The sequence below is a fragment of the Amycolatopsis azurea DSM 43854 genome (assembly GCF_001995215.1).
Classification (GTDB): Bacteria; Actinomycetota; Actinomycetes; order Mycobacteriales; family Pseudonocardiaceae; genus Amycolatopsis; species Amycolatopsis azurea.
Genome location: NZ_MUXN01000026.1, coordinates 126,516 through 149,513, shown reverse-complemented (window position 1 = coordinate 149,513; position 22,998 = coordinate 126,516). Strand labels below are relative to the sequence as shown.

Below are 22,998 nucleotides of genomic sequence, written 5' to 3'. Positions count from 1 at the left end.
GCGTGCCGCCTAGTGGCAGGGGAAGGCCAGCAGGTGCCGGCCGTCGTGGACGAACTCGTGGACGTACGAATTCGCGAACACCGACACCGCGCCCTGCTCGGCGCTGATGAAGTACAGCGTGATCAGCGAGAGGAGGATGACGAGCACCGCCCAGGGCAGGATCTCGCGGACGGGGATCCGGACGGGGACGGGTACTGCGGCTACCGCTTCGGACATGGCGGTGGGACCTCCTCGGGCTAGCGCGGCCTCTTCAGGGGTGACACGACGGCTCCGGGTCTGGCTTCCCCGAACCCGCTGGTCCGAGGTCACAGTGGCGCGACCGCGCGGAATCTCACCGCGTTCCGGGTGCCCGTCGTCTGGCCGGTCGAGCGTAGGTCGCCGTGAAGCGTCCGGTCAATGTGACGGAACCCGATCGGCGCAGGCTTGTCACCACGGAATCGGGAGCCGCGCGATCGTCGGGCATCCACCGATCGGTGGATGAGGGATCCACCGAGGCTTGGCCGCCCGGTCGATTCGGCGCACCCTCGCCGGACGGCATCGTCGTCGTATGGCAATCATCGAGGTAGAAGGCCTCGTCAAACGCTACGGCGACCACATCGCGGTCGACGGAGTCGGCTTCACCGTCGAGCGAGGCGAGATCTTCGGCATCCTGGGCCCCAACGGGGCGGGCAAGACCACGACCGTCGAGTGCGTCGAGGGACTGCGCACCCCGGACGGCGGGACCATCCGGGTCTGCGGGCTCGACCCGCGACGCGAAACCGGTGAGCTCCGGCAGCTGCTCGGCGCGCAGCTACAGGAGAGCGAGCTGCCGGACAGACTCGAGGTCGGCGAGGCCTTGAAGCTCTACAGCTCCTTCTACCGCGAACCGGCGGACTGGCGGGAACTGCTCGGCACCCTCGACCTGACCGACAAAGTGGACACGCAGTTCCGCAGGCTGTCCGGCGGGCAGAAGCAACGGCTGTCGATCGCGCTCGCGCTGATCGGGAACCCGAGGGTGGCGGTGCTCGACGAGCTCACCACCGGCCTCGACCCGCAGGCCCGCCGCGACGCGTGGGACCTGATCGAGGCCGTCCGCGACCGGGGCGTCACGATCCTGCTGGTCACGCACTTCATGGAAGAGGCGGAACGCCTGTGCGACCGGATCGCGGTGATCGACTCCGGCAAGGTGGTCGCCCTCGACACCCCGGCGGGGCTCGTCGCCCGCGTCGACGACCGGCAACGCGTCCGGTTCCTGCCGTCCGCGCCGCTGGACCCCGCCGTGCTGACCGCGTTGCCCGAGGTCAGCTCGGTCGAACAGGCTGGGGAACGGCTCGTGGTGACCGGCACCGGGAACCTGCTGCTCGCCGTGACCACCGTGCTGGCCCGCAACCAGGTCACCGCCGCCGAACTACGCGTCGAGCAGACCTCCCTCGACGACGCGTTCGTCGCGCTCACCGGCCGTTCCGCAGACTCCTGAGGAGACCACGATGTCCGCCCTGACCCGGCTCACCGCCGTCGAGACCAAACTCTTCTTCCGCGAACCGATGCTCGTGTTCTTCGTGCTCGCCTTCTCGCCCGTCCTGCTCGTCATCCTCGGCGCGATCCCCACCATGCGGGAACCGAGCGAGGACCTCGGCGGCGCCAGCGCGATCAGCGTCTACGTGCCGATCATCGTCGCGATGAGCCTCGCCATGTTCGCGCTCACCAGCCTTTCCCAGCTGTTCGCCACCTACCGGGAGAAAGGAATCCTGCGCCGGATGCGGACCACCCCGGTCAAGCCGGGCGTGCTGCTCGGCGCGCAGCTGCTGATGTCCACGGTCCTGTCCGTGGCCACGATGCTGGTCGTGCTGGCCATCGCCAGGCTGGCGTTCGACGTGAGCCTGCCCCGGAACCTGCCCGCGTACCTGATCGGCTACCTGCTGGCCGCGCTGTCCGTTTTCGCGATCGGTCTGCTGATCGGCTCGTTCGCGCCGACCGGCAAAAGCGCCGGCGCGATCGGCACCCTGTCGTTCTTCCCGCTGGTGTTCTTCGCCGGTCTCTGGGTGCCGCGCGTCGAGATGAACGACGTCCTGCGCGCGATCAGCGACCTCACCCCGCTGGGCGCGGGCGTGCAATCATTGCAGGACGCCGCCGCCGGTCACTGGCCGCAACCGTTGCAGGTGGCCGTCATGCTGGGGTGGACGATCGTGGCCGGTGGCCTGGCCGCCCGGTACTTCCGCTGGGAGTGAATCGTGAGCGTCGAAGCGGAGTTGCGCGCGGAGTTCGACCGCTGGGAGCGGACGGAGACGGTGGTCTTCAAGGTCCTCCCGTACGCGTTGCTGGCGATCTGCCTCTTCATCGCGCTGCTGCTTCCGCTTTGGCGGGTGCCGGTGCCGCTGCCGACGGTGATCGGGCTGTCGGTCGCGGTCGCTGCCTGGATGGCCTGGTTCCACACGCTCCGCCCGGAAGGGAAGGGGAAGGGCGGGTATTACGCGGGCTTCATGGCGCTGACCGCCTGCCTTGTCGCGGTCGCGCCTTGGTACGGCCTGTTCACTTTCGTCGGCTACCCGCAGGCGTTCCATTACCTGAAGGGCCACTGGCGCTACGCGGGCGTCGCCGTCACGTCCATGATCTCGGCGATGGCGTACCTGGGCGGACTCACGAACGCTCGGGACCTGTGGCCGGCGTGGGCGGCGATCAGCGTGATCAGCACGGTGCTGGCCGCGGCGTTCTCACGGATCGCCGAGCGGGCCGACCAGCGCATCGTCAAGCAGAAGCAGGCACTCGCCGAGTTGCACGAGGCGAACGCCCGGCTCGAAACCGCGCTGGAGGAGAACGCCGGCCTGCACGCCCAGCTCCTGGTCCAGGCGCGTGAGGCCGGGGTGCTCGACGAGCGGCAGCGGATCGCGCGGGACATCCACGACACGCTGGCTCAAGGGCTGGCGGGCATCCTCACCCAGCTCCAGGCCGCCGAACAGACCTTGGCCGAGCCCCCGGTCCTGCGACGGCACGTGACGAACGCGATGAACCTGGCCAGGGAAAGCCTGACCGAGGCCCGGCGGACGGTGCACGCGGTGCAGCCGGAGGCGCTCGCCGAGGGCAGGCTCCAGGACGCGATCGGCGACGTGACCCGGCGCTGGGCCGAGGTGAACCGCATCGACGCGGCGCTGACCACCACCGGCGACCCGCGGCCGATGCACGCCGACGTCGAAGTGACGCTGCTCCGGGCCGCGCAGGAAGCACTCGCCAACGTGGCCAAACACGCGAAGGCGGGCCGGGTCGGTTTGACCCTCTCGTACATGGAGGATCTGGTGACACTCGACGTGCGCGACGACGGGGTGGGCTTCGCGCCCGATACCAAGCACACCAACGGTTTCGCCGACGGTGGGTTCGGTCTGACCGGGATGAGACAGCGGGTGCGGCGCCTCGCGGGCAGGCTGGAAATCGAGTCGGAGCCGGGCGGGGGCACCGCGATCTCGGTGTCCGTGCCCGCGATCCCGGCCGGAGCCGGGCGATGATCTCCCTGCTGATCGTCGACGATCACCCGGTCGTCCGGGACGGGCTGCGGGGCATGTTCAGCGCCGACCCGCGGTTCGAGGTGCTCGGTGAGGCAGGGGACGGCGAGGAAGCCATCACCGCCGGGGTGAGGCTCCGGCCCGACGTGATCCTCATGGATCTGCGGATGCCCCGGACCGACGGCGTCACCGCCATCGAGGAGCTGGCGAAACGCGGAGTGACCTCGCGGATTCTCGTGCTCACCACGTATGACACCGACAGCGACGTGCTGCCCGCCATCCAGGCCGGTGCCACCGGCTACCTGCTGAAAGACGCGCCGAGGGACGAACTGTTCCGCGCGGTCGAGGCGGCCGCGCAGGGGCAGGCGATGCTTTCGCCCGCCGTCGCGGCCCGGCTGATGGGGCAGCTGCGGCAGCCGACCGCGGGACCGCTTTCGCAGCGTGAACTGGAGGTCCTGGAGCTGATCGCCAAGGGCTCGACGAACCGCGAGGCGGCGAAACGGCTGTTCATCAGCGAGGCGACGGTGAAGACGCATCTGCTGCACGTGTACGCGAAACTCGGCGTCAACGACCGGGCGGCGGCCGTGGCCACCGCGTTCTCCCAGGGCTACCTCACACCGCGTGGCTGACGGAACCCTGCCGCCGCCGGGCGGGCGCATGTAAAAATCCAGCCATGACACCTGCGGTGGCGGCACTCGATGTCGGCGGAACGTCCATCAAGGCGGCCCTGTACGACGCGGACCTGAAAGACCTCGCCAGCCTGCGCGAGCCGACGGCGCGCGGGGCGGACGGCGAGGCGCTCGCGGACCAGGTCGCGCGGATCGTGGAAACACTGGGCAAGCAGGCGGGCACGGGCACGCCGGACGCCGTCGGCGTGGTCATCCCCGGCATCGTCGACGAGGTCGAGCGGGTGGCCCGGTTCTCGGCGAACCTCGACTTCCGGGACGTCCCGTTCGGCGAGATGCTCGACAACAGGCTGGGACTGCCGTTCGCGTTCGGGCACGACGTCCGCGCCGGCGGGCTCGCGGAGTTCCGCGTCGGCGCGGGCAAGGGCTGCACCGACGCCGCCTTCATCCCGGTCGGCACCGGGATCGCGGCCGCGCTCCAGCTCGACGGCAAGCTGTACGCCGCGGGTGGGCAGGGCGGCGAGATCGGGCACATCGACGTCGGTCACCGGCTGCTGTGCGGCTGCGGCGCCACCGGCTGCCTGGAGGCGATCTCCTCGGCGTCGGCCATCGCCCGCCGCTACAGCGAGCACACCGGACGTCCGGCCGAAGGTGCCGAGCAGGTGGTCGACGCCGCGCGGCACGGCGACGAGGCCGCGATCTCCGTGGTCAACGACGCGCTCGAAGGACTCGGGCACGGCATCAAGACCTTGGTCACCCTGCTCGCGCCCGAGGTCGTCGTCCTCGGCGGCGGCCTGTTCACCGCGGGCGACTACGTCCTCGAACCGGTCCGGGCCTGGCTGAGCGCGAACCTGCAGTTCCAGCGGATGCCGGAACTGCGGATCGCGCAGCTCGGCGACGAGGCGGGCAGGCTCGGCGCGGCCCTGCTGGCGCTGGACCGGCTCAAGCCTTGACCACCCGCACGCCTTCCTCTTCGAAGGCGTGCACCCGCTGGGGATCCGCGCGGCCGTCGGTGACGAGGACGTCGACGTCGGCGGTCGCGCAGATCTTCGCGAAGGCGTGACCGCCGAGCTTCCCGCTGTCGGCGAGCACGACGACCTGCCTGGCGCGGGCCGCCATCAGCCGGTTCGTGCTCGCGTCGCCCTCGTGGTGCGCCTGCGCGCCGTGCACCGGGTCGAACGCGTCCACCCCGAGGAACACCAGGTCGAGCGAGATCTGGTCGAGGAACAGCTGCGACAGCGGCCCGGACAGGTCGAACGACTGCTGCCGCGCGACCCCGCCGGTCACCACGATCTTGATGTTGGGCCGCACGGCGAGTTCGTGGGCGATGTTGAGCGCGTTCGTCACCACGGTGAGCAGCGGCCCGCCGCTCGACTCGCCCATGTCCGGCCTGGTCGCGAGCGCGCGGCCCACCTCGGTGCTCGTGGTGCCGCCGTTGAGGCCGACCACCATGCCTGGGTCGACCATTTTCGCGGCGGCGGCGGAGATCCGCTGCTGTTCCGGCGCGTTGCGCGCCGCCTTGTGCCGTAACGGAAGGTCGTAGGCGACGTTGCTCGCGACGGCGCCGCCGCGGGTGCGGACGACGAGATTGCGTCCCGCCAGGTGATCGAGGTCCCGGCGGATGGTCGCGGGGGAGACGCCGAGTTCCCCCGCCGAAACCTCGACCTCGACTTTTTCCCGCTCCCCCACCATGTCCAATAAAGCCGTCAACCGTTCATGCCGGTTCATCCGAGCTCCCTCCCCGAAGCGCGATGTCGCTTACCGCACCGGACAAAGTACTACGCGTCGCGATGCGGTCGGAGAGAAGCGGCGGGTTTGGGACGCCGGGGAGCGGGCGCCGGCCACCCCCAGTGTGACCGGCGCCCGCCCGGTGGCCGGCACGCCCAGGGCCGGCCCGATTCGGAGGTTATCGACTCCGGCTACGGGCTGAATATCCGCATTGCGTCCATTCCGGTGACGTTTACCGGATAATTCGCCATTTGATCACCGATAGTGGGCACGGTGCGTGAAAATCAGCCCCTTCCGGCCAGTCCGCGCAGGAACGCGAGGGACGGCATGAAGAAGTAGTCGCCGCCCTTCAGCGTCACCGCCTGCGGGAACGGATCCGCGGTCACCGTCCGGGTGCCCGCCCAGTCCTTGGCGTAGACGGATTCCGGACGCGGGCCCTGCCCGATGACCGGATCGAGACCCGGCGGCTTGACCCCGACCGCGGGGATCGGGAACCCCGGGTTGTTCGCCCAGATCTGCTGGGTGAACTCGAACTGGTTGCCCAGCGCCGCGTTGAACGCCATGAACAGCAGGCCGACCCCGCCGCTCGGCCGGGCCGACGGCGGCAGATCGGCGTTCGGGTCGTCGGCCCGTTCGCCGTAGGGCACGCCCCGTCGCGCCATCAGGTGCAGGCGTTCCTGCGGGGGCGGTTCCGCCCCGCCGCTGCCGCGCGGGTTCGTCTTCCGGATATGGGCCTGGAACGGGCATTTGGCGCCGGAGACGTCACTTCCGTAGTCGAAGTTGTTCGGCACCGGGCTTTCCGCGCCCTCTTGCCGCTGCGCGGTCAGCGGTGTGCCGTCCTCGAACCGGCCGACGACCATCGCTCCCGCGCGTTCCCGGTCTTCACCGACGAGACCCAATTGGTCGGCCAAGGCATCTTCCGCCTGCTTGAATCGCCGCACGTTCTGTTCCAATTTGCGGAAAACGAAGTAGCTGCCGAAATGCACGCCGGGTTCAGGGGCGGCGCGATCGGGGACGAGCACCTGGTTCAGTGGCGCGCTCGGATCCCAGACGCTGATTCCGTCGGTTGCCGTCTTTTCCGCGTGGATGTCCTCGACCAGGAAGAGCGGCTGGCTCCGGCCGTCGACATAGCCGAAATGTTCGATACCTTCGCCGTGGGAATTCACCCGGCCGAGCCCGGTTTCCTCGGCGACCACGGAAATCGTCGACGGAATCAGCGCGAGAACCGCGTTCCGGCGCGCGGTCACCGATGCGTCGGCCGTGTCGGCGACGATGACGACGGCATGGATCTCGTCGTGGTATCCACTGTCGAACGTGGAGCGAGGCGGATCGTTCAGCCTGTCGCGAGTGTCCTGTGTGCGCATGCCGCGACGGAAGGCTTCGTCTTGCGGTGCCTCGACTTTCAGGAACCGGTAGCCCGCTGAGGTCAGTCCGGCGCCGACGTAGGGAGACCCCTTCACTCCCTCTGTCTTGAAGCGTTCGACCTCGGTCAGGTGGGTCTTCGCCGACTTCATCAGCGGGACGAGCGACGTGAGGAACTTTTTCGCGCTCTTCTCCTCCGAAAAACGGAGGAAGAGTGCGGAGAAATGGTCGCGAGCGTGCGCTTTGAGGATGTTCGGCTGAAGTTCGTCGAGCATCTTAGCGGCGTCGCCGGTCGCCGTCTTCCATTCCAAGGGAATGCTCAGATCGATGGGCATGGCAAGGAATCCCCTCCTTGGGAACCGTCCGGCGGCCCCGGCAGATCTTGCCGGTCCCCACCGCCGTGCGGGACTTACCCCTCGATACAACCGATACCGAAAGCTCGCTGTGATCACCCTCAAGTATGCTCTTCCGGCGGTTTTATCACCCGAAAGAACTAATGGGGGGTCACGCAACGCAACCAGTCCTCTACTTGCGATAGTTCGTCGTCGAACCACCGCAAGCAGAGGACTAAACGCGTGAGGGAGCCGGGACCGAGTCGGCCGGGGTGGTCGTGGGTTCTGTCCGTGAAGGCCTCCTTGAGGGACACTGGGTCCCTCAAGGAGGCCTTCACGGAATCGGCGATCGCCACGTGTGTCCAGACGGACGACTCGCGGCAGACCCCGCCGCGAGCGTGTCGTCCGTCCAATCACGCGAGTCGCGTGTCTGATCACGCGAGTTACGCCTTCCGACCCGGCGACCTGACCTGCGCGATGCGCCGGGGACGGGGTCGCGAAAGCCACTTTCGGGACATCAGACGTCGCGAAAGTGGCTTTCGCGACACGTGCCTTGCCCGCGGAGCACGCGACCAACTCGGCAACAAGTACGTGAAGGCCCCCTTCACTGCGTCTAGCGCAAGGAAGGGGGCCTTCACGTACTGAACCGGCGGAAAAGTGCCTTAGGTGAGCGGCCGGTCGGTCGGGGCGATCGGAGCGGGCAGGACGTCCCGTCCGGTGAGGAACGCGTCCACCCCGGCCGCGGCGGAACGGCCTTCGGCGATCGCCCACACGATGAGCGACTGGCCGCGGCCCATGTCACCGGCCACGAACACGTTGTCCACACTGGTCTTGAACGACTTGTCGCGGGCGACGTTGCCGCGCTGGTCCAGCTCGACGTCGAGCGCCTCCAGCAGCCCTTCCCGCTCCGGGCCCACGAAGCCCATCGCGAGCAGCACCAGCTGTGCCGGGAGTTCGCGTTCCGTGCCGGGAACCGGGACGAACTTGCCGCCCTCGTTGCGCACCTCGACCAGCTTCAGCGCGCGCACCCGGCCGTCGGCGTCGGCGGCGAACTCCTGGGTGTTGACCGAGTACAGCCGTTCGCCGCCCTCCTCGTGCGCGGACGAGACGCGGTAGATCATCGGGTACGTCGGCCACGGATGCGCGTCGGACCGCGAAAGCGGCGGCTTCGGCATGATCTCCAGCTGCGTGACCGACTTCGCGCCCTGGCGGTGCGAGGTCCCGACGCAGTCCGCGCCGGTGTCACCGCCGCCGATGACGACGACGTCGAGACCTTCGGCGCTGATCGGCGTGGCGTCCAGGTCACCGGAGGCGACCCGGTTGGCGTGCGGCAGGAACTCCATCGCCTGGTGGATGCCGTCGTGCTCCCGGCCGGGGATCGGCAGGTCGCGCCATGCGGTCGCACCGCCGGCGAGGACCACGGCGTCGTAGGACGACTTCAGGTCCTCGACGGTGAGGTCGACGCCGACGTTCACCGAGGTCCGGAATTCCGTGCCCTCCGCCCGCATCTGGTCGAGACGGCGGTCGAGCCGGTGCTTCTCCATCTTGAATTCGGGGATGCCGTAGCGCAGCAGCCCGCCGATCTTGTCGGCCCGCTCGAAGACCACGACACTGTGGCCCGCGCGCGTGAGCTGCTGCGCCGCGGCGAGTCCCGACGGCCCGGATCCGACCACGGCCACCTTCTTGCCGGTCTTGGCGACCGGCTCCTGCGGCGTGACCCAGCCTTCTTCGAAGGCCCGGTCGATGATCGAGATCTCGACCCGCTTGATGGTGACGGGATCGTCGTTGATCCCGAGCACACACGCCGTCTCGCACGGCGCCGGGCAAAGGGTCCCGGTGAACTCCGGGAAATTGTTGGTCGCGTGCAGCCGGTCGGCCGCGTCGCGCCAATCGTCGCGCCAGGTCAGCGTGTTCCACTCGGGGATGAGGTTCCCGAGCGGGCAGCCCTGGTGGCAGAACGGGATACCGCAGTCCATGCAGCGTCCGGCCTGCTTCTGCAGCTTCGACGTCGCGAAGTCCTCGTACACCTCGCGCCAGTCCATCAGGCGCAGGTCGACGGGACGGCTCTTCGGCGTCTCGCGAGTGGTGGTCAGAAAGCCCTTGGGATCAGCCATGTGCGGCCTCCATGATCGCCTCGTTCACGTCACGCCCGTCGCGCTCGGCCTCAGCCTGAGCCGCGAGCACCCGCTTGTAGTCCTTCGGCATGACCTTGCCGAACCGGTCGACGGCGGAGTCCCAGTCGGCGAGCAAGGCGCGCGCGACCGCGGATTCCGTTTCGTCGTAATGCTTTTCGAGCGCTTCCCGCAGGAAGTCCACATCGGACGAATCCAGCGGGTCGATGTCGACCATCTCCGGGTTCGTCCGGTGCGCCGGCAGGTCCAGGACGTAGGCGACACCGCCCGACATCCCGGCCGCGAAGTTGCGGCCGATGCCCCCGAGCACGACGACACGGCCACCGGTCATGTACTCGCAACCGTGGTCGCCGACGCCCTCGACGACGGCCAGCGCGCCCGAGTTGCGCACGCAGAACCGTTCGCCGACCTTGCCGCGGATGAAGATCTCGCCGCTGGTCGCGCCGTAGCCGATCACGTTGCCCGCGATGATGTGCTCTTCGGCGTCGTACCGTGCCACCTCGGGCGGCCGCACGACGAGCCGTCCACCGGACAGGCCCTTGCCGACGTAGTCGTTGCCGTCACCGTAGAGCCGCAGCGTGATGCCCTTGGGCACGAACGCGCCGAACGACTGACCGGCGGTCCCGGTGAAGGTGACGTCGATCGTGTTGTCCGGCAGGCCTTCGCCGCCCCACCGCTTGGTGAGCTCGTGACCGAGCATGGTGCCGACGGTCCGGTTCACGTTGCGGACCGGCAGTTCCAGCCGCACCTTGTCCCCGGACGACAGCGCGCCCTCGGCGAGCTGGATCAGCGTGTTGTCGAGCGCCTTCTCCAGCCCGTGGTCCTGCACCGTCTGCTGGTGACGCAGACCGGCGGGAGCCGTGTCGGGCACGTGGAAGATCGGCGTCAGGTCGAGCCCGGCGGCCTTCCAGTGGTCGATCGCCTTGCGCTTGTCGAGCATCTCCGCGTGGCCGACGGCCTCGGCGATGGACCGGAAACCCAGCTCCGCCAGGTACTCCCGGACCTCCTGGGCGATGAACTCGAAGAAGTTCACCACGTACTCGGCCTTACCGCTGAACTTCTCGCGCAGCTTGGGGTTCTGCGTCGCCACGCCGACCGGGCAGGTGTCGAGGTGACACACGCGCATCATGATGCAGCCGGACACCACCAGCGGAGCGGTCGCGAAACCGAACTCCTCGGCGCCGAGCAGCGCGGCGATGACGACGTCACGGCCGGTCTTGAGCTGGCCGTCGGTCTGCACGACGATCCGGTCGCGCAGGCGGTTGGCCAGCAGCGTCTGCTGCGTCTCGGCGAGCCCGAGTTCCCACGGTCCGCCCGCGTGCTTGATCGACGACAGCGGGGAAGCGCCCGTGCCGCCGTCGTGGCCGGAGATGAGCACGACGTCCGCGTGCGCCTTGGAGACCCCGGCCGCGACCGTGCCGACGCCGACCTCGGACACGAGCTTCACGTGGATGCGCGCGGCCGGGTTGGCGTTCTTCAGGTCGTGGATCAGCTGGGCCAGATCCTCGATCGAGTAGATGTCGTGGTGCGGCGGCGGAGAGATGAGCCCGACACCCGGCGTGGAGTGCCGCGTCTTCGCGATCCACGGGTACACCTTCGCGCCGGGCAGTTGCCCGCCCTCGCCGGGCTTCGCGCCCTGCGCCATCTTGATCTGGATGTCGTCGGCGTTGACCAGGTACTCGCTCGTGACGCCGAACCGGCCGCTCGCGACCTGCTTGACCGCGCTGCGGCGCTCGGGGTCGTAGAGCCGCGCCGGATCCTCGCCGCCCTCACCGGTGTTCGACTTGCCGCCGAGGCGGTTCATCGCGATGGCCAGGGTTTCGTGCATCTCCGACGAGATCGACCCGTAGGAGATCGCGCCGGTGGCGAACCGCTTGACGATCTCGGAGACCGGTTCGACCTCCTCGATCGGCACGGCGGGCCGCTGTCCGATCTTGAAGTCGAACAGCCCGCGCAGCGTGTACAGCTTCTGCGCCTGGTCGTCGACGGACTTCGTGTACTCCTTGAAGACCTCGTACTTCCCGGCCCGGGTGGAGTGCTGGAGCTTGAACACCGTCTGCGGGTTGAACAGATGCGGTTCGCCCTCGCGGCGCCACTGGTAGTCCGCGCCGGTCTCCAGCTCGCGGTGGTTCGCGCGGAACCCGTCGCGCGGGAACGCCCGGCGGTGCCGCTCGGCGACCTCCAGCGCGATGGTGTCGAAGCCGACGCCGCCGAGCCGGGAAGTGGTGCCGGTGAAGCAGTCCTGGATGATCTCGTCGCCGAGCCCGACCGCTTCGAAGATCTGTGCGCCGGTATAGGAGGCCACTGTGGACACTCCCATCTTCGACATCGTCTTGCGGACGCCCTTGCCCAGCGCCTTGATCAGGTTCGCGGTCGCCTGCTTGGCGGTGGAACCGGGGATCAGGCCCTGGTCGGCCATCTCCTCGACGGTCGCCATCGCCAGGTACGGGTTCACCGCCGCGACGCCGTAGCCGATCAGCAGCGCGATGTGGTGCACCTCGCGCGCGTCGCCCGCCTCGACGATGAGGCCGGCCTGCGTGCGGGTCTTCTCCCGGACCAGGTGGTGGTGGACAGCGCCGGTGAGCAGCAGCGACGGGATGCCCGCGTGATCTTCGTCGATCCCGCGGTCGGACAGCACGATCAGCCGGGCGCCCTCGGCGATGGCCGCGGACACCTCGGCACGGATCTCGTCGAGCCGCCGCACGAGCGCCTCGCCGCCGCCGTGGACGTCGTAGGTGCCCTGCACGGTGACGGCCTGGAACTCGGGAAGGTCGCCGTCGTCGTTGACGTGCACCAGTTTCGCGAGCTCGTCGTTGTCCAGCACCGGGAACGGCAGCGCGATCCGGCGGCACGACTTCGCGTCGGAGACGAGCAGGTTCGGCTCCGCGCCCAGCTGGGTGCCGAGTGAGGTGACCAGTTCCTCGCGGATCGCGTCCAGTGGCGGGTTGGTCACCTGGGCGAAGAGCTGGATGAAGTAGTCGAACAGCAGCCGCGGACGGCTGGACAGCGACGCGATGGGGGAGTCGTTGCCCATCGAGCCGATCGGCTCCGCGCCGGTGCGGGCCATCGGTTCGAGCAGGACGTCGAGTTCCTCTTCGGTGTAGCCGAAGGCCTGCTGGCGGCGGACGAGCGCGGTGTGCGGCGGGATCTCGCGCTCCCGCGCGGGGAGCCCTTCGAGCGGGAGCAGACCGTCTTCGACCCATTCGTCGTACGGGTGTGCGGTGGCGAGTTCGTTCTTGATCTCCTCGTCCTCGACGATCCGGCCGGCGGCCGTGTCGACGAGGAACATGCGCCCCGGCTCCAACCGTCCTTTCCGGACGATCGTGGACTGCTCCAGCTCCAGCACGCCGACCTCGCTGGCGAGGACGACGAGGCCGTCTTCGGTGACCCAGTAGCGCGCCGGGCGCAGGCCGTTGCGGTCGAGCACCGCGCCGATCTGCGTGCCGTCGGTGAAGGACACCAGCGCGGGGCCGTCCCACGGCTCCATCAGTGTCGAGTGGAATTCGTAGAACGCGCGGCGCGCGGGGTCCATCTCCTGATGGTTCTCCCAGGCCTCCGGGATCATCATCAGCACCGCGTGCGGCAGCGACCGGCCGCCGAGGTGGAGCAGTTCGAGCACCTCGTCGAAGGACGCCGAGTCGCTCGCGCCACGCGTGATGATCGGGTAGATCCGCTTCAGGTCGCCCGGGATCAGGTCGGATTCGAGGAGCGCTTCACGCGCGTCCATCCAGTTCCGGTTGCCGCGCAGGGTGTTGATCTCACCGTTGTGGGCGACGTACCGGTACGGGTGCGCCAGCGGCCACGACGGGAAGGTGTTGGTGGAGAAGCGGGAGTGCACCAGGCCGATGGCGCTGGTGACGCGCTCGTCGGTGAGGTCGGCGAAGAACTTCTCGACCTGCGGCTCGGTGAGCATTCCTTTGTAGACGATCGTCCGCGAGGACAGGCTCGGGAAGTAGACGTCGTCCTCGACGAGCTCGTGCTCGGCGCGTTTGCGCACCACGAAGGCGGCGCGTTCCAGCGCCAGGCCTTCCAGCGCGTCCTGTCCGGCCAGGAACAGTTGGCTGAAGTGCGGCATGGTCTCGGCCGCGCCCGTCCCGACGTGTTCGGTGTGGACCGGGAGGTCGCGCCAGCCGAGCACGCGCATGCCCTCTTCGGCGGCGACGCGCTCGATGGTCGTCATCGCCCGGCCACGCGGGATTTCGTCCTGCGGAAGGAAAGCCGTGCCGACGGCGTAGGCACCGGGCTGGGGGAGGTCGAAGCCGACGACCTCGCGATAGAACTCGTCGGGGACCTGGATGAGGATCCCGGCGCCGTCGCCGGTTTCCGGATCCGCGCCGCGGGCTCCGCGATGTTCCAGATTCCGCAGCGCTATCAGCGCTTTGGCGACGATGCCGTGATCGCGCTTTCCGGAGAGATCGGCGACGAACGCGACACCGCAGGCGTCGTGCTCGAACTCCGGGTCATACAGGCCTTCGGGGGCCTTGCTGCCCTTGTTGCTGGCATGGTGGGTCACGGCTGGCCGCCTCCCAAGGCGTCGGCGCGACCGGTACCACTCCATTCAGACGGGTTCGTACCTGAACCAGCTCACACTGTGACATCTGAAACGAAATGGTCCGGGACCGCGATGGTCAGTCGAGAGGGAACGATCCCGCCCACGGAAAAGGGGCAGGGCTCGTGGAGCCGCACTGCATTGGGCGGCCGATGCGCTTGTCTGTCTCATGTGTACTGCCCGTGCGCCGCAGCCCGCCAAGCCGTTGTGGTGGATGGCAGGCGGGGCGCACGTGGAACTCCCGGGTTCGCCGGTCTTATGACGATAGTGTGAAATCGTTGTTATAGACATACGTCGCTTGGTCGGGGTGGGAAATGCCACGCGGGCGTTGACTTCAAACATCATCTGCCCACTGGCTGGAACGACATGTCCACTGAGTGGTGCATCGCCGCGCTGACCTGCGTAAACGTTCGCTCACGTCACTCGATAGTGTGACCTGGATCGCGCAGTGGAGTGGGTTTCGCCGCCGTCCCGGTGACTCGAGGTGACCATCGGATCGCCCGAACGGCAGAGCGGCCTGCCCGGTTTGAGAGGCTGGGCCGATGGCGGATCGTTATCTCACCGTGGCGGGCACCGGTGTCAACGAGATCGAAATACGGCGTTCACGCTTCCTCTGCGCCCTCGCCCCGGTCACCTCGGAAGAGGCCGCCAGGGAGGTGATCGCCGCCCGGAAGAAGGCCGATCCGGCGGCCCGTCACCACTGCCACGCGTTCGTGCTGGGCGCCGATGGGCGCACTCAGCGTTCGAGCGACGACGGCGAGCCCGCGGGCACGGCGGGCACCCCGATGCTCGAAGTGCTCCGCCGCCGCGAGCTGACCGACACCGTCGCGGTGGTGACCCGGTACTTCGGCGGGGTGCTGCTCGGCGCCGGCGGCCTCATCCGCGCGTACGGGCAGGCCGTCTCGGAGGCCGTCGACGCCATCGGGGTGCGTGAGTACCGGCGGCTGCGGCTGGTCGAGGTCGTCGTCGACTACGACCGGGCCGGACGGCTGGAGAACGACATCCGCTCGTCGCCGTACCTGCTGCACGCGACGCGGTTCGAGGACGTCGCGCACTTCGACGTCGGGCTCGCGCCGGACCAGGGTGACGCCTTCCACGCCTGGCTGGCGGACCTGACCGGCGGGGAAGCCCTCACCGAGGAAGCCGGCGAGATGTGGCTCCCCACCTCCCGCAATTAGTCCTCTAAATGCGGGAAGGGCGGAGCCGACGGCGGCGGGAGCGTGTCCCGAGCGCCACGTTCGAGACGGTGAGCGTCCCGGGCGTGGCGCTCGGGACTCGGCCGGCACTCCCCGCCCCGCATTTAGTCCTCTAAATGCGGGTGGCGCGGGCGCGCCACTCCGCCAGGGTGATGGCGTACTCGACCTCGCCCTCCTCCGTCCCGGGGATCGGGTCGTCGAAGTGCTCGTGGAAGGTCCGGACGTGCCGCATCCCGATCTTCTCCATCACCCGCCGCGAGCCCAGGTTCACCGCCATGGTCGCCGCCCAGATCCGCGTCGTCCCGAATTCGGTGAACCCCTTCTCCAGCAGTGCGAGCGATCCCTCGGTCGCGTACCCCTTGCCCCAGGAAGAGCGGTTCAGCCGGTACCCCAGTTCGGGATCGTCCGTGTGATGACCGCGCAGCGGGCGGAAATGGAACCACCCCAGGAAAGCACCGCCGGACTTCTCGATCGCCGCCCAGAACCCGTAACCGGGGAAACGCTCGTAGTAATCGAGAAAGGCGGGAAGATCACGATTTTCGATCTTCGCCCGATCGGCGGGTTCGCCCCCGTTGAGATACCGCATGACTTCGGGATCATCGTAGAGCGCGAACAGGTCGTCGACGTCGGCGCCGGTGAACTGCCGCAGCAGGAGCCGCTCGGTCTCCAGGAAGACACGCATCCGCGAAGCGTGGCGCCACGAGGGCGCCGGGGCAACCGGTTTTAAGCGGCCACTCCAGGACTGGCGAGGCCGCTCAGCGCGACCACCCCCGCTTCGGTGAGCAGGGCGGGAACGCGCTCGCCCCACCGGCCGCCCCTGGCGGGCGCCACCAGGCCGAGGTGGGCGAGGCGGTGCGCGGTGTGCTGGTCGCAGCAGGCGAGCCCGTCGACGAACAGGTCCGGCTCGCAGCTGCAGCTGATCTCGGCGTGGCCGTCGGCCACGGCTCTCAGGGTGGCCCGCTCACGATGGTTCAGCTCTGTCCGAACGTCCATGGCGCGCCTCCTTTCCGTTCCACTGGGACCATTCAAACCCACACCCCCGACAGTTTCCGTCTTCTCCGGTGCGAAGTCCGGGATTTCGGGCGGACTTAGGGGTGGCGAGTCGCGTAATCCCGGGTACCCACCTAAGGGCTGTCCCCTGGTATTCGACGCGGAAGCGGTTCCAGCTCGGTCTTGCGCAGATGTCGGAAAATGATCGAACTCCGAAACCCGACGATCTCTTTGCGCTTCGACAAACGATCCACCAGGAATGCGTGGAGCTGTTCGACGTCCTGCGCGGCGACATGGATCAGGAAATCGTCGCTGCCGGCGGTGACGAAGACCGAAAGGACCTCCGGCAATTCCGCGACCGAACGCTGGAAGGAGTCGATCACCTCCCGGCTCAGCGGGCGCACCTGCGCCGAGACCATCGCCTGGACGCCGCGGTTGAGGCTCCGCAGGTCGATGTCCGCGTGATAGCCGCGGATGACCCCGCGTTCCCGCAGCAGCCGTGTCCGTTCCAGGCAGGTCGACGGCGCGACGCCGACCTTGCGGGCGATGTCGCGGTTCGACTGCCGCGCATCCGCCTGGAGTTCCCGGATGATCGCCGAATCAAGTTCGTCCACGCGCGCTCCCTTCCTCGTCTTGCCGAATATCGTTCGGCAAGACCTCCACAAGCCTGACGATCACCCTAACTTCAGCGCGAGTAGGTGACTGATTGCGTGGAAGAGGAGCGAAATGTCCGTACAGGAGCTGGTCGTCCGGCGGGGGCGCCGGTCGGGGGTGACCACGATGGTCGCCGTGCATTCGAGCGCGCTCGGCCCGGCCGTCGGCGGCTGCCGGTTCAAGGTCTATCCGCGCGTCCACGACGCGATCGACGACGTCCTCCGGCTGTCCGCGGCGATGACCCGTAAATGCGCCGTCGCGGGCCTGGACTTCGGCGGCGGCAAGAGTGTCGTCGCGCTCGACAGCGTGCCGACGCCCGAGCAGCGCCGCGCGATCCTGCTCGACCACGGCGACCTCATCGCGTCACTCGACGGCGCGTATCGCGCCGGTCCGGACGTCGGAACCGGTCCGGAGGACATGCTCGTGCTGCGCGAGCGGACGCCGCACGTGTTCTGCGTACCCGAGGAGCACGGCGGCACCGGTTCCTCCAGCGGCCCGACCGCCGTCGGGGTGCTCGCCGCGCTGAGGGCCGGGGCGAGGTCCGTCTTCGGCGGCGACGAGATGAACGGCCGCAGGGTGGTCATCAGCGGCTACGGCTCGGTCGGCGCGCAGCTGGCCGCCGCACTGGCCGGGCAGGGCGCCGAGGTCATCGTGTCCGATGTGGACGAACGACGGCTCGCGGCCGCCGAGGAACGAGGGCTCCGCAAGGTCGGGACGGAGCAGGTGCTCGCGATCGAGGCCGACGTCCTGATCCCGGCGGCCGTCGGCGGCGTGTTCGGTCCCGGAGCCGAGGTCGCCGCGCCGCTCGTCGTCGGCCCGGCCAACAATCAGCTCACCGACGACGCGGTGGCGGACGACCTCGCCGCCAGGGGCGTCCTGTGGATCCCGGATTTCGTCGCGAGCGCCGGGGGAGTCGTCTACACCCTCGGCCGCGAGGCCGAAAACCTCACTCACGACCAGGCGCTCGGCCGCGTCGCGGCCCTGGAACAGACCACCCAAAGAATCCTCGACGCCGCTTCGGCCAACGGCACCACGCCGTTGGCCGAAGCGGACGCACTCGCCGAAGCCAGGCTCACTTCTGGTGCGGAGCCACGTACTCCTTCGCCTCGGGAGCCTCGAACAGCGGCTTGACGTAGCGGACCCCGCCCTCGGCCGACGCGTCCGGTGTCGCCGCGTACACCTGGCGCGTCGCCGGGGTGCCCGCTTTCGAGAAGTCCAGCGCCGCCACCAGATCCTCCGTGCTCGCCGACGTCGTCTGCTTCAGCGCCGCGGCGACACCCTCGCGGGTCAGATCCTTGTTCTCGCAGGCCTTCTTGAGCACCGCGCCCCACACCTCGCCGACCGCGTAGCCGTAGGGGACCCCGCCGTTCGGGGTCTCCTTGTACGCCGCCTTGTACTTCGTGGCGACCTCCTTGGCCTTGGGGATGTCGGCGGAGAACGGGACGCTGCTGGCGACGATCGTCAGCTTGTCCAGCGCGTTCGCGGCCGGGCTCTTGAGCAGCACGGGATCGAACGTCGGGTTGTTGCCGAGCACGGGGACGTTCAGCCCGAGTGCCTTGTTCGCCGCGAGCGCGGACCCGGTCTGCGCCGGCGTGGTGGTCAGGACGATGGCCTTGACGCCGTCACCCTTGAGCCCGGTGACGATGTTCGTGAGGTCGTTGTCGGTGGAAGTGATCTTGACTTCCTTGACGGTCAGATTGTGCTTCTTCGCGTAGAACTGCGATCCGCGCAGGCCGTTCTTGCCGTACTCACCGTCGATGTAGACGTGCCCGATCGTGTCGCCGTCCTTCACCAGACCCTGTTCCTGGAGGTAGGAAAGACCGTCGATGATCTCCAGGTCGTAGGTCGTGCCGACGATCATCACGTACTGGTTGTCGAGCAGTTCCGAAGACCACGACGCGGGCGCGGCGACGGTCTTGTCCGACGCGATGTTCTGTTTCAGCGCGGCCACCACCGGCGAGCCGAGCAGTTGCACGAACCCGAGGACCTTCGGCTCGATCTGCGGGTACAGCGTCTTCGCCGTGTCCGCCTTGTAGCCGTGGTCGACGGTCTCCAGTTTGACCTGGCGCCCGCACGCCCCGCCCGCGGCGTTGAAGTCCTTGGCCCACAACTCGTTCCCCTGGGTGATGCCGAGCCCGAGGTTCTTGAACACCCCGGTCTTGTCGGTCATCACGCCGAGGGTGATCTCCGACGACGTCACCCCTTTGCCTGCCTTGACGCCCGAACCGTCCGCCCCCGAGGCCCCCGAGTCGCCCGCCTTCGTGCTGCACGCCGAGAGGGCGAGGGCCGCCGCCAACGCGACGACCGGATATGTGCGCTTCATCTGCCTTGCTCCTCTGGGTGACGGTGTTTCCTCGGTGCGGTGATCCGGCGTCCGATCGCGGCGAGCCCGCCCGGTTCGAAGAGCACCACGAGGATGATCGCGGCGCCGTAGACGAACGAGCTGACCAGGATCGGGGTCAGGGCGCCGTCCCCGGTTCCGGAGAACCAGCCGAGATCGGCGGAGTACAGCGAAAGCACCTGCGGCAGCCCGTTGACGATCAGCGCGCCCACCAGCGCGCCGGGCACCGAGCCGAGTCCCCCGATGATCACCATGGCCAGGAAGGCGATGGAGATGTTGATGCCGTACGTGCCGAATTCGCTCTCGTCGGGTTTGAGGATGTCGAACCACAGCACGGTCATCGCGCCCGCGAGCCCCGCGTAGGCCGAGGAGACCGCGAACGCGCCCGCCTTGGCCCTCGTGACGCTGACGCCCATCACGGACGCGGCGGCTTCGTTGTCCCGCACAGCCCGCCACGACCGGCCGATCCGGCTGCGCACCGCCGCCTTGGCGATCACGAACGCGAGCACGGTCAGCAGCAGGAACAGGTACCAGAGCCGTTCCGCCTGCCGGATCGGCACGCCCATCAGCTCGATTTCGGGTCCGTCGTTGGTGAACGGGAATCCGAACAGCGAGAACGGCTGAGGGGCTCGGCCGGTGGACGTCCCGCCGGTCAGCGTCTCGGCGGACTGTCCGAAGTAGAGCCCCAGGAACACCAGGGACAGCGATGCGACACCGAGGTAGATCCCGCGCAGCCGCCCGGAAACCGGGGCGAACGCCAGGCCCAGCAACGCGGCGATGGCCACCGCGCCGAGAAGCGACAGGCCGGGATCGAGGCCGAGCCCGACCACGCGCTCGTCGTCTGCCGGTCCGGAAAGTACGGTGTAGCCGGTCGCGCCCGCCAGCAGGAAGAACGCGTGCGCCAGCGACAATTGCCCGGCCTGCCCGACCAACAGGGTCAGCCCGATCGCGCCGACCCCGCCGATCATCATGTACTGCCCGGCCTTCAGCCAGGCGGCGTCGAGGTACAGCGGGATGGCGAGCAGGACGACGAGCAGCGCGATCCAAGCCAAGGCCCGCAGCAGCCGCGTCCGATCGCGTTTCGCGGGCGGCGTCGGGGGAGCGGCGGCGGGGGTTTTCACGGCGGTGTCAGACACGTGTGCTCTCCCTCGTCCCGAACAACCCCGACGGCCGCACCACCAGGACCACGAGCATCACCAGGAAGACCGCGCTCTTGGAGAAGTCGAACGACACGTACTGCGCCGAAAGCGCCTCGACGAGGCCGACGACCAAGCCGCCCACCACCGCGCCCGCGGTCGAGTCCAGCCCGCCGAGGATGGCCGCGGGGAACGCCGCGAGCGCGATGGAGTGCGTGCCGCGGGAGAGGCCCGCGCCGGAGAAGTCCTGGGTGGCGATGAACAGCACCGCGACCCCGGCGAGCACCCCGGCGACCAGCCACGCGGTCGCCGTCACCCGGGAACTGCGGATCCCCATCAGCGCGGCGGCCTCCCGGTTCTCGGCCTGGGCCCGCATCGCGACACCCCAGTTCGAGTACTTGAACGCGAGGGTGAACGCGGTGATCAGCACGGCGGCGACGAGCAGCGCCACCAGATGCGTGCGGAACAGCGTGATCCCGCCGAGCTGGAACGGCCGCGCGTCCCAGGCGTCGCCGAGGAACGGCAACGTGACACCCAGGCGTCGCACGATCTCCTCGGTGATGATCACGTCGACGCCGATGGTCAGCAACGCCAGGCTGTTCGCGTCCGCGTGCCGCGAGCGGGACAGCAGGAACCGTTCCAGGAGCAGGGCGAGCAGGCCGGCCGAGACGACGCCGACGAGTGACGCGCCCGCCCAGCCGAGCGATTCGCGGGTCACGACGACCAGGTAGCCGCCGAAGAGCACGAGCGAGCCGTGCGCGAAGTTGACCACCTCGGTGGCCTTGAAGATGATCACGAAACCCAGTGCCAGCAACGCGAACACCGCGCCCTTGCCGAGTCCGTTCACCACGAGTTGCAGGAAAGTGTTCACGCCGTGGCCTCCGTGCCGAGGTATGCCCTGATCACGTCCGGATCCGACTGGACCTCGGCCGGGGTGCCGTCCGCGATGCGCTTGCCGAAGTCCAGGACGGTGACCCGGTCCGCGATGCCCATCACCAGCCCCATGTCGTGTTCGACGAGCAGGATCGAGATGCCGAGTTCGTCGCGGACGTCGCGGATCGTGCCTGCCAGTTCGGCGGTCTCGGTCGCGTTCATCCCGGCCGCCGGTTCGTCGAGCAGGAGCAGGACCGGTTCGACGGCGAGCGCGCGGGCGAGGTCGACGCGTTTCACCGCGCCGTAGGGCAGCGCCCCGACCGGGAGGCCGACCAGTGCGCCGATGCCGAGGAAGTCGCAGATCTCCTTGGCCCGCGCGGAATGCCGCCGTTCGGCCCGTGTCGTCCACGGCATCCGGAGGCCGCAGGCGAGGAAACCGCCCTTGGTCAGCGCGTGCCGTCCGAGCATGACGTTGTCGAGCACGGTCGAACAGGGGGAGAGGGCGGCGTTCTGGAACGACCGGCCGACGCCCAGCCCGGCGAGCCGGTGCGGTGGGAGTCCGGAAAGGACGGTGTCGCCGAGCCGGACCCGGCCGGAGTTCGCCCGGTAGAGGCCGCTGATCACGTTGAAGCAGCTGGACTTCCCGGCGCCGTTCGGGCCGATGAGCGCGTGCAGCGAACCGGAGCCGACGCTGAAGGAGACGTCGTCCAGTGCCCGGATCCCGCCGAAGCGCAGGGTCACGTTCTCGATGTGCAACTCGGGCGGCGTCATCCGGCCCACCTCGACAGGCTCCGGCCCGCGCGATGCTCGCGGGCGTCGACGGCTTCCGCCTCCGCGTGACCACCGAGGTAAAGCCGCTGGACTTCCTCGCTCGCCGCGAGTTCGGCCGTCGTCCCGGCGAGCGCGACGCGGCCGACTTCGAGGACGATCGCGTGATCGGCGACGCGCAGCGCCATCACGGCGTTCTGCTCGACCAGCACCACGGCCGTGCCCTGCTCGTGGATCTCGCGGATGATGGCGCCGATCCGCTCGACGATCTTCGGCGCGAGCCCGAGCGAAGGTTCGTCGAGCAGCAGCAGCCGCGGCCCGGACATCAGCGCGCGGCCGATCGCGAGCATTTGCTGCTCACCGCCGGACAGCAGGCCGGCGCGTTGTTTGGCCCGCTCGGACAGGACGGGGAAGAGCTCGTCGACGCGTTTGCGCGCGGCGGCGCGCTGCGAAGGGGAGCGGGCGCCGATCCCGCCCGCGCGGAGGTTCTCCTCGACCGTCATCCGCGCGAACACCTGGCGGCCTTCGGGGACGCCGACCACACCGAGCCCGACGATGCGGGCCGGGTCCACTTTGGTCAGTGGTGTGCCGTCGTAACGCACCTCACCCGCGGAAACCGAGCCCCGGTGCATGCGCAGCGTGCCGGAGATCGTCCGCAGCAGGGTCGATTTCCCGGCGCCGTTGCTGCCGAGGACGGCCAACACCCCGTCAGGTGAGACGTCGAGGTCGACCCCGTGCAGTGCGGCCATCGATCGGCCGTACCGCACCTGAAGATCACGGACACTCAGCAAGCCGCCTCCTCCGTTCGTGTGACGCGAGTCACGATCGGTGGCGGTCA

20 protein-coding genes are annotated in these 22,998 nt (G+C 68.8%); 7 read left to right on the top strand and 13 right to left on the bottom strand.

Features of this window, described 5'->3' with window-relative positions:
• Positions 1-9: 9 nt before the first annotated feature.
• Positions 10-216, bottom strand: coding sequence for a CbtB domain-containing protein (locus B0293_RS34640; RefSeq protein ID WP_005162643.1), 207 nt, complete (start codon positions 214-216; stop codon positions 10-12).
• A gap of 331 nt (positions 217-547) precedes the next feature.
• On the opposite strand from B0293_RS34640, the gene B0293_RS34635 reads away from it, so the two are divergent.
• The 5 genes from B0293_RS34635 to B0293_RS34615 are packed head-to-tail and all read left to right on the top strand — an operon-like array spanning position 548 to position 5,052.
• On the top strand, positions 548-1,456 hold the full coding sequence (locus B0293_RS34635; protein ID WP_039919090.1) for an ABC transporter ATP-binding protein: 909 nt from the start codon (positions 548-550) through the stop codon (positions 1,454-1,456).
• 10 nt (positions 1,457-1,466) lie between these two features.
• Complete coding sequence (locus B0293_RS34630; RefSeq protein WP_005162637.1) at positions 1,467-2,207, top strand: ABC transporter permease; 741 nt, start codon at positions 1,467-1,469, stop codon at positions 2,205-2,207.
• Between the two features lie 3 nt (positions 2,208-2,210).
• Positions 2,211-3,476 (top strand): sensor histidine kinase, encoded by a 1,266-nt coding sequence (locus B0293_RS34625; RefSeq protein WP_005162634.1) that lies wholly within the window; start codon positions 2,211-2,213, stop codon positions 3,474-3,476.
• Positions 3,473-4,102, top strand: a complete 630-nt coding sequence (locus tag B0293_RS34620) for a response regulator (protein WP_005162631.1) — start codon at positions 3,473-3,475, stop codon at positions 4,100-4,102. The genes B0293_RS34625 and B0293_RS34620 overlap by 4 nt, the downstream gene beginning before the upstream one ends.
• A 56-nt stretch (positions 4,103-4,158) precedes the next feature.
• Positions 4,159-5,052 (top strand): ROK family protein, encoded by an 894-nt coding sequence (locus B0293_RS34615; RefSeq protein ID WP_005162629.1) that lies wholly within the window; start codon positions 4,159-4,161, stop codon positions 5,050-5,052.
• On the opposite strand, the gene B0293_RS34610 is transcribed toward B0293_RS34615, so the two are convergent.
• The 4 genes from B0293_RS34610 to gltB form a co-directional block, all read right to left on the bottom strand.
• Complete coding sequence (locus B0293_RS34610) at positions 5,042-5,827, bottom strand: DeoR/GlpR family DNA-binding transcription regulator (protein ID WP_005162626.1); 786 nt, start codon at positions 5,825-5,827, stop codon at positions 5,042-5,044. The two genes, B0293_RS34615 and B0293_RS34610, sit on opposite strands and share 11 nt — an antisense overlap.
• Positions 5,828-6,111: 284 nt before the next feature.
• Positions 6,112-7,524, bottom strand: coding sequence for a Dyp-type peroxidase (locus B0293_RS34605; RefSeq protein WP_005162624.1), 1,413 nt, complete (start codon positions 7,522-7,524; stop codon positions 6,112-6,114).
• 659 nt (positions 7,525-8,183) lie between these two features.
• Positions 8,184-9,635 carry a glutamate synthase subunit beta gene (locus B0293_RS34595; protein ID WP_005162621.1) on the bottom strand — a complete coding sequence of 484 codons (1,452 nt, stop codon included), beginning with the start codon at positions 9,633-9,635 and terminating at the stop codon, positions 8,184-8,186.
• Positions 9,628-14,166 carry a glutamate synthase large subunit gene (gene gltB, locus B0293_RS34590; protein WP_005162619.1) on the bottom strand — a complete coding sequence of 1,513 codons (4,539 nt, stop codon included), beginning with the start codon at positions 14,164-14,166 and terminating at the stop codon, positions 9,628-9,630. Before gltB ends, B0293_RS34595 begins: the two co-directional genes overlap by 8 nt.
• Positions 14,167-14,744: 578 nt before the next feature.
• On the opposite strand from gltB, the gene B0293_RS34585 reads away from it, so the two are divergent.
• The gene (locus B0293_RS34585; protein WP_005162614.1) at positions 14,745-15,380 is read left to right on the top strand and encodes a YigZ family protein; all 636 of its coding nucleotides are present in this window, start codon (positions 14,745-14,747) and stop codon (positions 15,378-15,380) included.
• 130 nt (positions 15,381-15,510) lie between these two features.
• On the opposite strand, the gene B0293_RS34580 is transcribed toward B0293_RS34585, so the two are convergent.
• The 3 genes from B0293_RS34580 to B0293_RS34570 all read right to left on the bottom strand — a co-directional run bounded on the left by B0293_RS34580 (position 15,511) and on the right by B0293_RS34570 (position 17,002).
• A complete protein-coding gene (locus B0293_RS34580) occupies positions 15,511-16,080 on the bottom strand; it encodes a GNAT family N-acetyltransferase (RefSeq protein WP_005162612.1) in 570 nt (189 codons plus the stop codon).
• 41 nt (positions 16,081-16,121) lie between these two features.
• On the bottom strand, positions 16,122-16,391 hold the full coding sequence (locus B0293_RS34575; protein WP_039919088.1) for a hypothetical protein: 270 nt from the start codon (positions 16,389-16,391) through the stop codon (positions 16,122-16,124).
• A gap of 131 nt (positions 16,392-16,522) precedes the next feature.
• Positions 16,523-17,002 (bottom strand): Lrp/AsnC family transcriptional regulator, encoded by a 480-nt coding sequence (locus tag B0293_RS34570; RefSeq protein WP_005162606.1) that lies wholly within the window; start codon positions 17,000-17,002, stop codon positions 16,523-16,525.
• A gap of 112 nt (positions 17,003-17,114) precedes the next feature.
• On the opposite strand from B0293_RS34570, the gene B0293_RS34565 reads away from it, so the two are divergent.
• A complete protein-coding gene (locus tag B0293_RS34565) occupies positions 17,115-18,173 on the top strand; it encodes a Glu/Leu/Phe/Val dehydrogenase dimerization domain-containing protein (RefSeq protein WP_039919087.1) in 1,059 nt (352 codons plus the stop codon).
• Here the strand turns inward: B0293_RS34565 and B0293_RS34560 are convergent.
• From B0293_RS34560 to B0293_RS34540, 5 genes are read right to left on the bottom strand one after another with little or no spacing between them, the layout of a single operon-like run.
• The gene (locus B0293_RS34560; protein ID WP_005162594.1) at positions 18,115-19,365 is read right to left on the bottom strand and encodes an ABC transporter substrate-binding protein; all 1,251 of its coding nucleotides are present in this window, start codon (positions 19,363-19,365) and stop codon (positions 18,115-18,117) included. The two genes, B0293_RS34565 and B0293_RS34560, sit on opposite strands and share 59 nt — an antisense overlap.
• Positions 19,362-20,519, bottom strand: coding sequence for a branched-chain amino acid ABC transporter permease (locus B0293_RS34555; protein WP_005162591.1), 1,158 nt, complete (start codon positions 20,517-20,519; stop codon positions 19,362-19,364). Before B0293_RS34555 ends, B0293_RS34560 begins: the two co-directional genes overlap by 4 nt.
• Positions 20,512-21,390: a branched-chain amino acid ABC transporter permease gene (locus tag B0293_RS34550; RefSeq protein ID WP_005162590.1), complete on the bottom strand. Its 879-nt coding sequence runs from the start codon at positions 21,388-21,390 to the stop codon at positions 20,512-20,514. The genes B0293_RS34555 and B0293_RS34550 overlap by 8 nt, the downstream gene beginning before the upstream one ends.
• Positions 21,387-22,163 (bottom strand): ABC transporter ATP-binding protein, encoded by a 777-nt coding sequence (locus B0293_RS34545; protein ID WP_039919114.1) that lies wholly within the window; start codon positions 22,161-22,163, stop codon positions 21,387-21,389. Before B0293_RS34545 ends, B0293_RS34550 begins: the two co-directional genes overlap by 4 nt.
• Positions 22,160-22,951, bottom strand: a complete 792-nt coding sequence (locus B0293_RS34540) for an ABC transporter ATP-binding protein (RefSeq protein WP_005162588.1) — start codon at positions 22,949-22,951, stop codon at positions 22,160-22,162. The genes B0293_RS34545 and B0293_RS34540 overlap by 4 nt, the downstream gene beginning before the upstream one ends.
• Positions 22,952-22,998 lie beyond the last annotated feature (47 nt).

Bases quoted from the DNA above. Each gene is read 5' to 3' on its own strand.
- B0293_RS34640 (WP_005162643.1), bottom strand. From the start codon at position 216: ATGTCCGAAGCGGTAGCCGCAGTACCCGTCCCCGTCCGGATCCCCGTC.
- B0293_RS34635 (WP_039919090.1), top strand. From the start codon at position 548: ATGGCAATCATCGAGGTAGAAGGCCTCGTCAAACGCTACGGCGACCAC.
- B0293_RS34630 (WP_005162637.1), top strand. From the start codon at position 1,467: ATGTCCGCCCTGACCCGGCTCACCGCCGTCGAGACCAAACTCTTCTTC.
- B0293_RS34620 (WP_005162631.1), top strand. From the start codon at position 3,473: ATGATCTCCCTGCTGATCGTCGACGATCACCCGGTCGTCCGGGACGGG.
- B0293_RS34610 (WP_005162626.1), bottom strand. From the start codon at position 5,827: ATGAACCGGCATGAACGGTTGACGGCTTTATTGGACATGGTGGGGGAG.
- B0293_RS34605 (WP_005162624.1), bottom strand. From the start codon at position 7,524: ATGCCCATCGATCTGAGCATTCCCTTGGAATGGAAGACGGCGACCGGC.
- B0293_RS34595 (WP_005162621.1), bottom strand. From the start codon at position 9,635: ATGGCTGATCCCAAGGGCTTTCTGACCACCACTCGCGAGACGCCGAAG.
- B0293_RS34585 (WP_005162614.1), top strand. From the start codon at position 14,745: ATGGCGGATCGTTATCTCACCGTGGCGGGCACCGGTGTCAACGAGATC.
- B0293_RS34580 (WP_005162612.1), bottom strand. From the start codon at position 16,080: ATGCGTGTCTTCCTGGAGACCGAGCGGCTCCTGCTGCGGCAGTTCACC.
- B0293_RS34575 (WP_039919088.1), bottom strand. From the start codon at position 16,391: ATGGACGTTCGGACAGAGCTGAACCATCGTGAGCGGGCCACCCTGAGA.
- B0293_RS34565 (WP_039919087.1), top strand. From the start codon at position 17,115: ATGTCCGTACAGGAGCTGGTCGTCCGGCGGGGGCGCCGGTCGGGGGTG.
- B0293_RS34560 (WP_005162594.1), bottom strand. From the start codon at position 19,365: ATGAAGCGCACATATCCGGTCGTCGCGTTGGCGGCGGCCCTCGCCCTC.
- B0293_RS34545 (WP_039919114.1), bottom strand. From the start codon at position 22,163: ATGACGCCGCCCGAGTTGCACATCGAGAACGTGACCCTGCGCTTCGGC.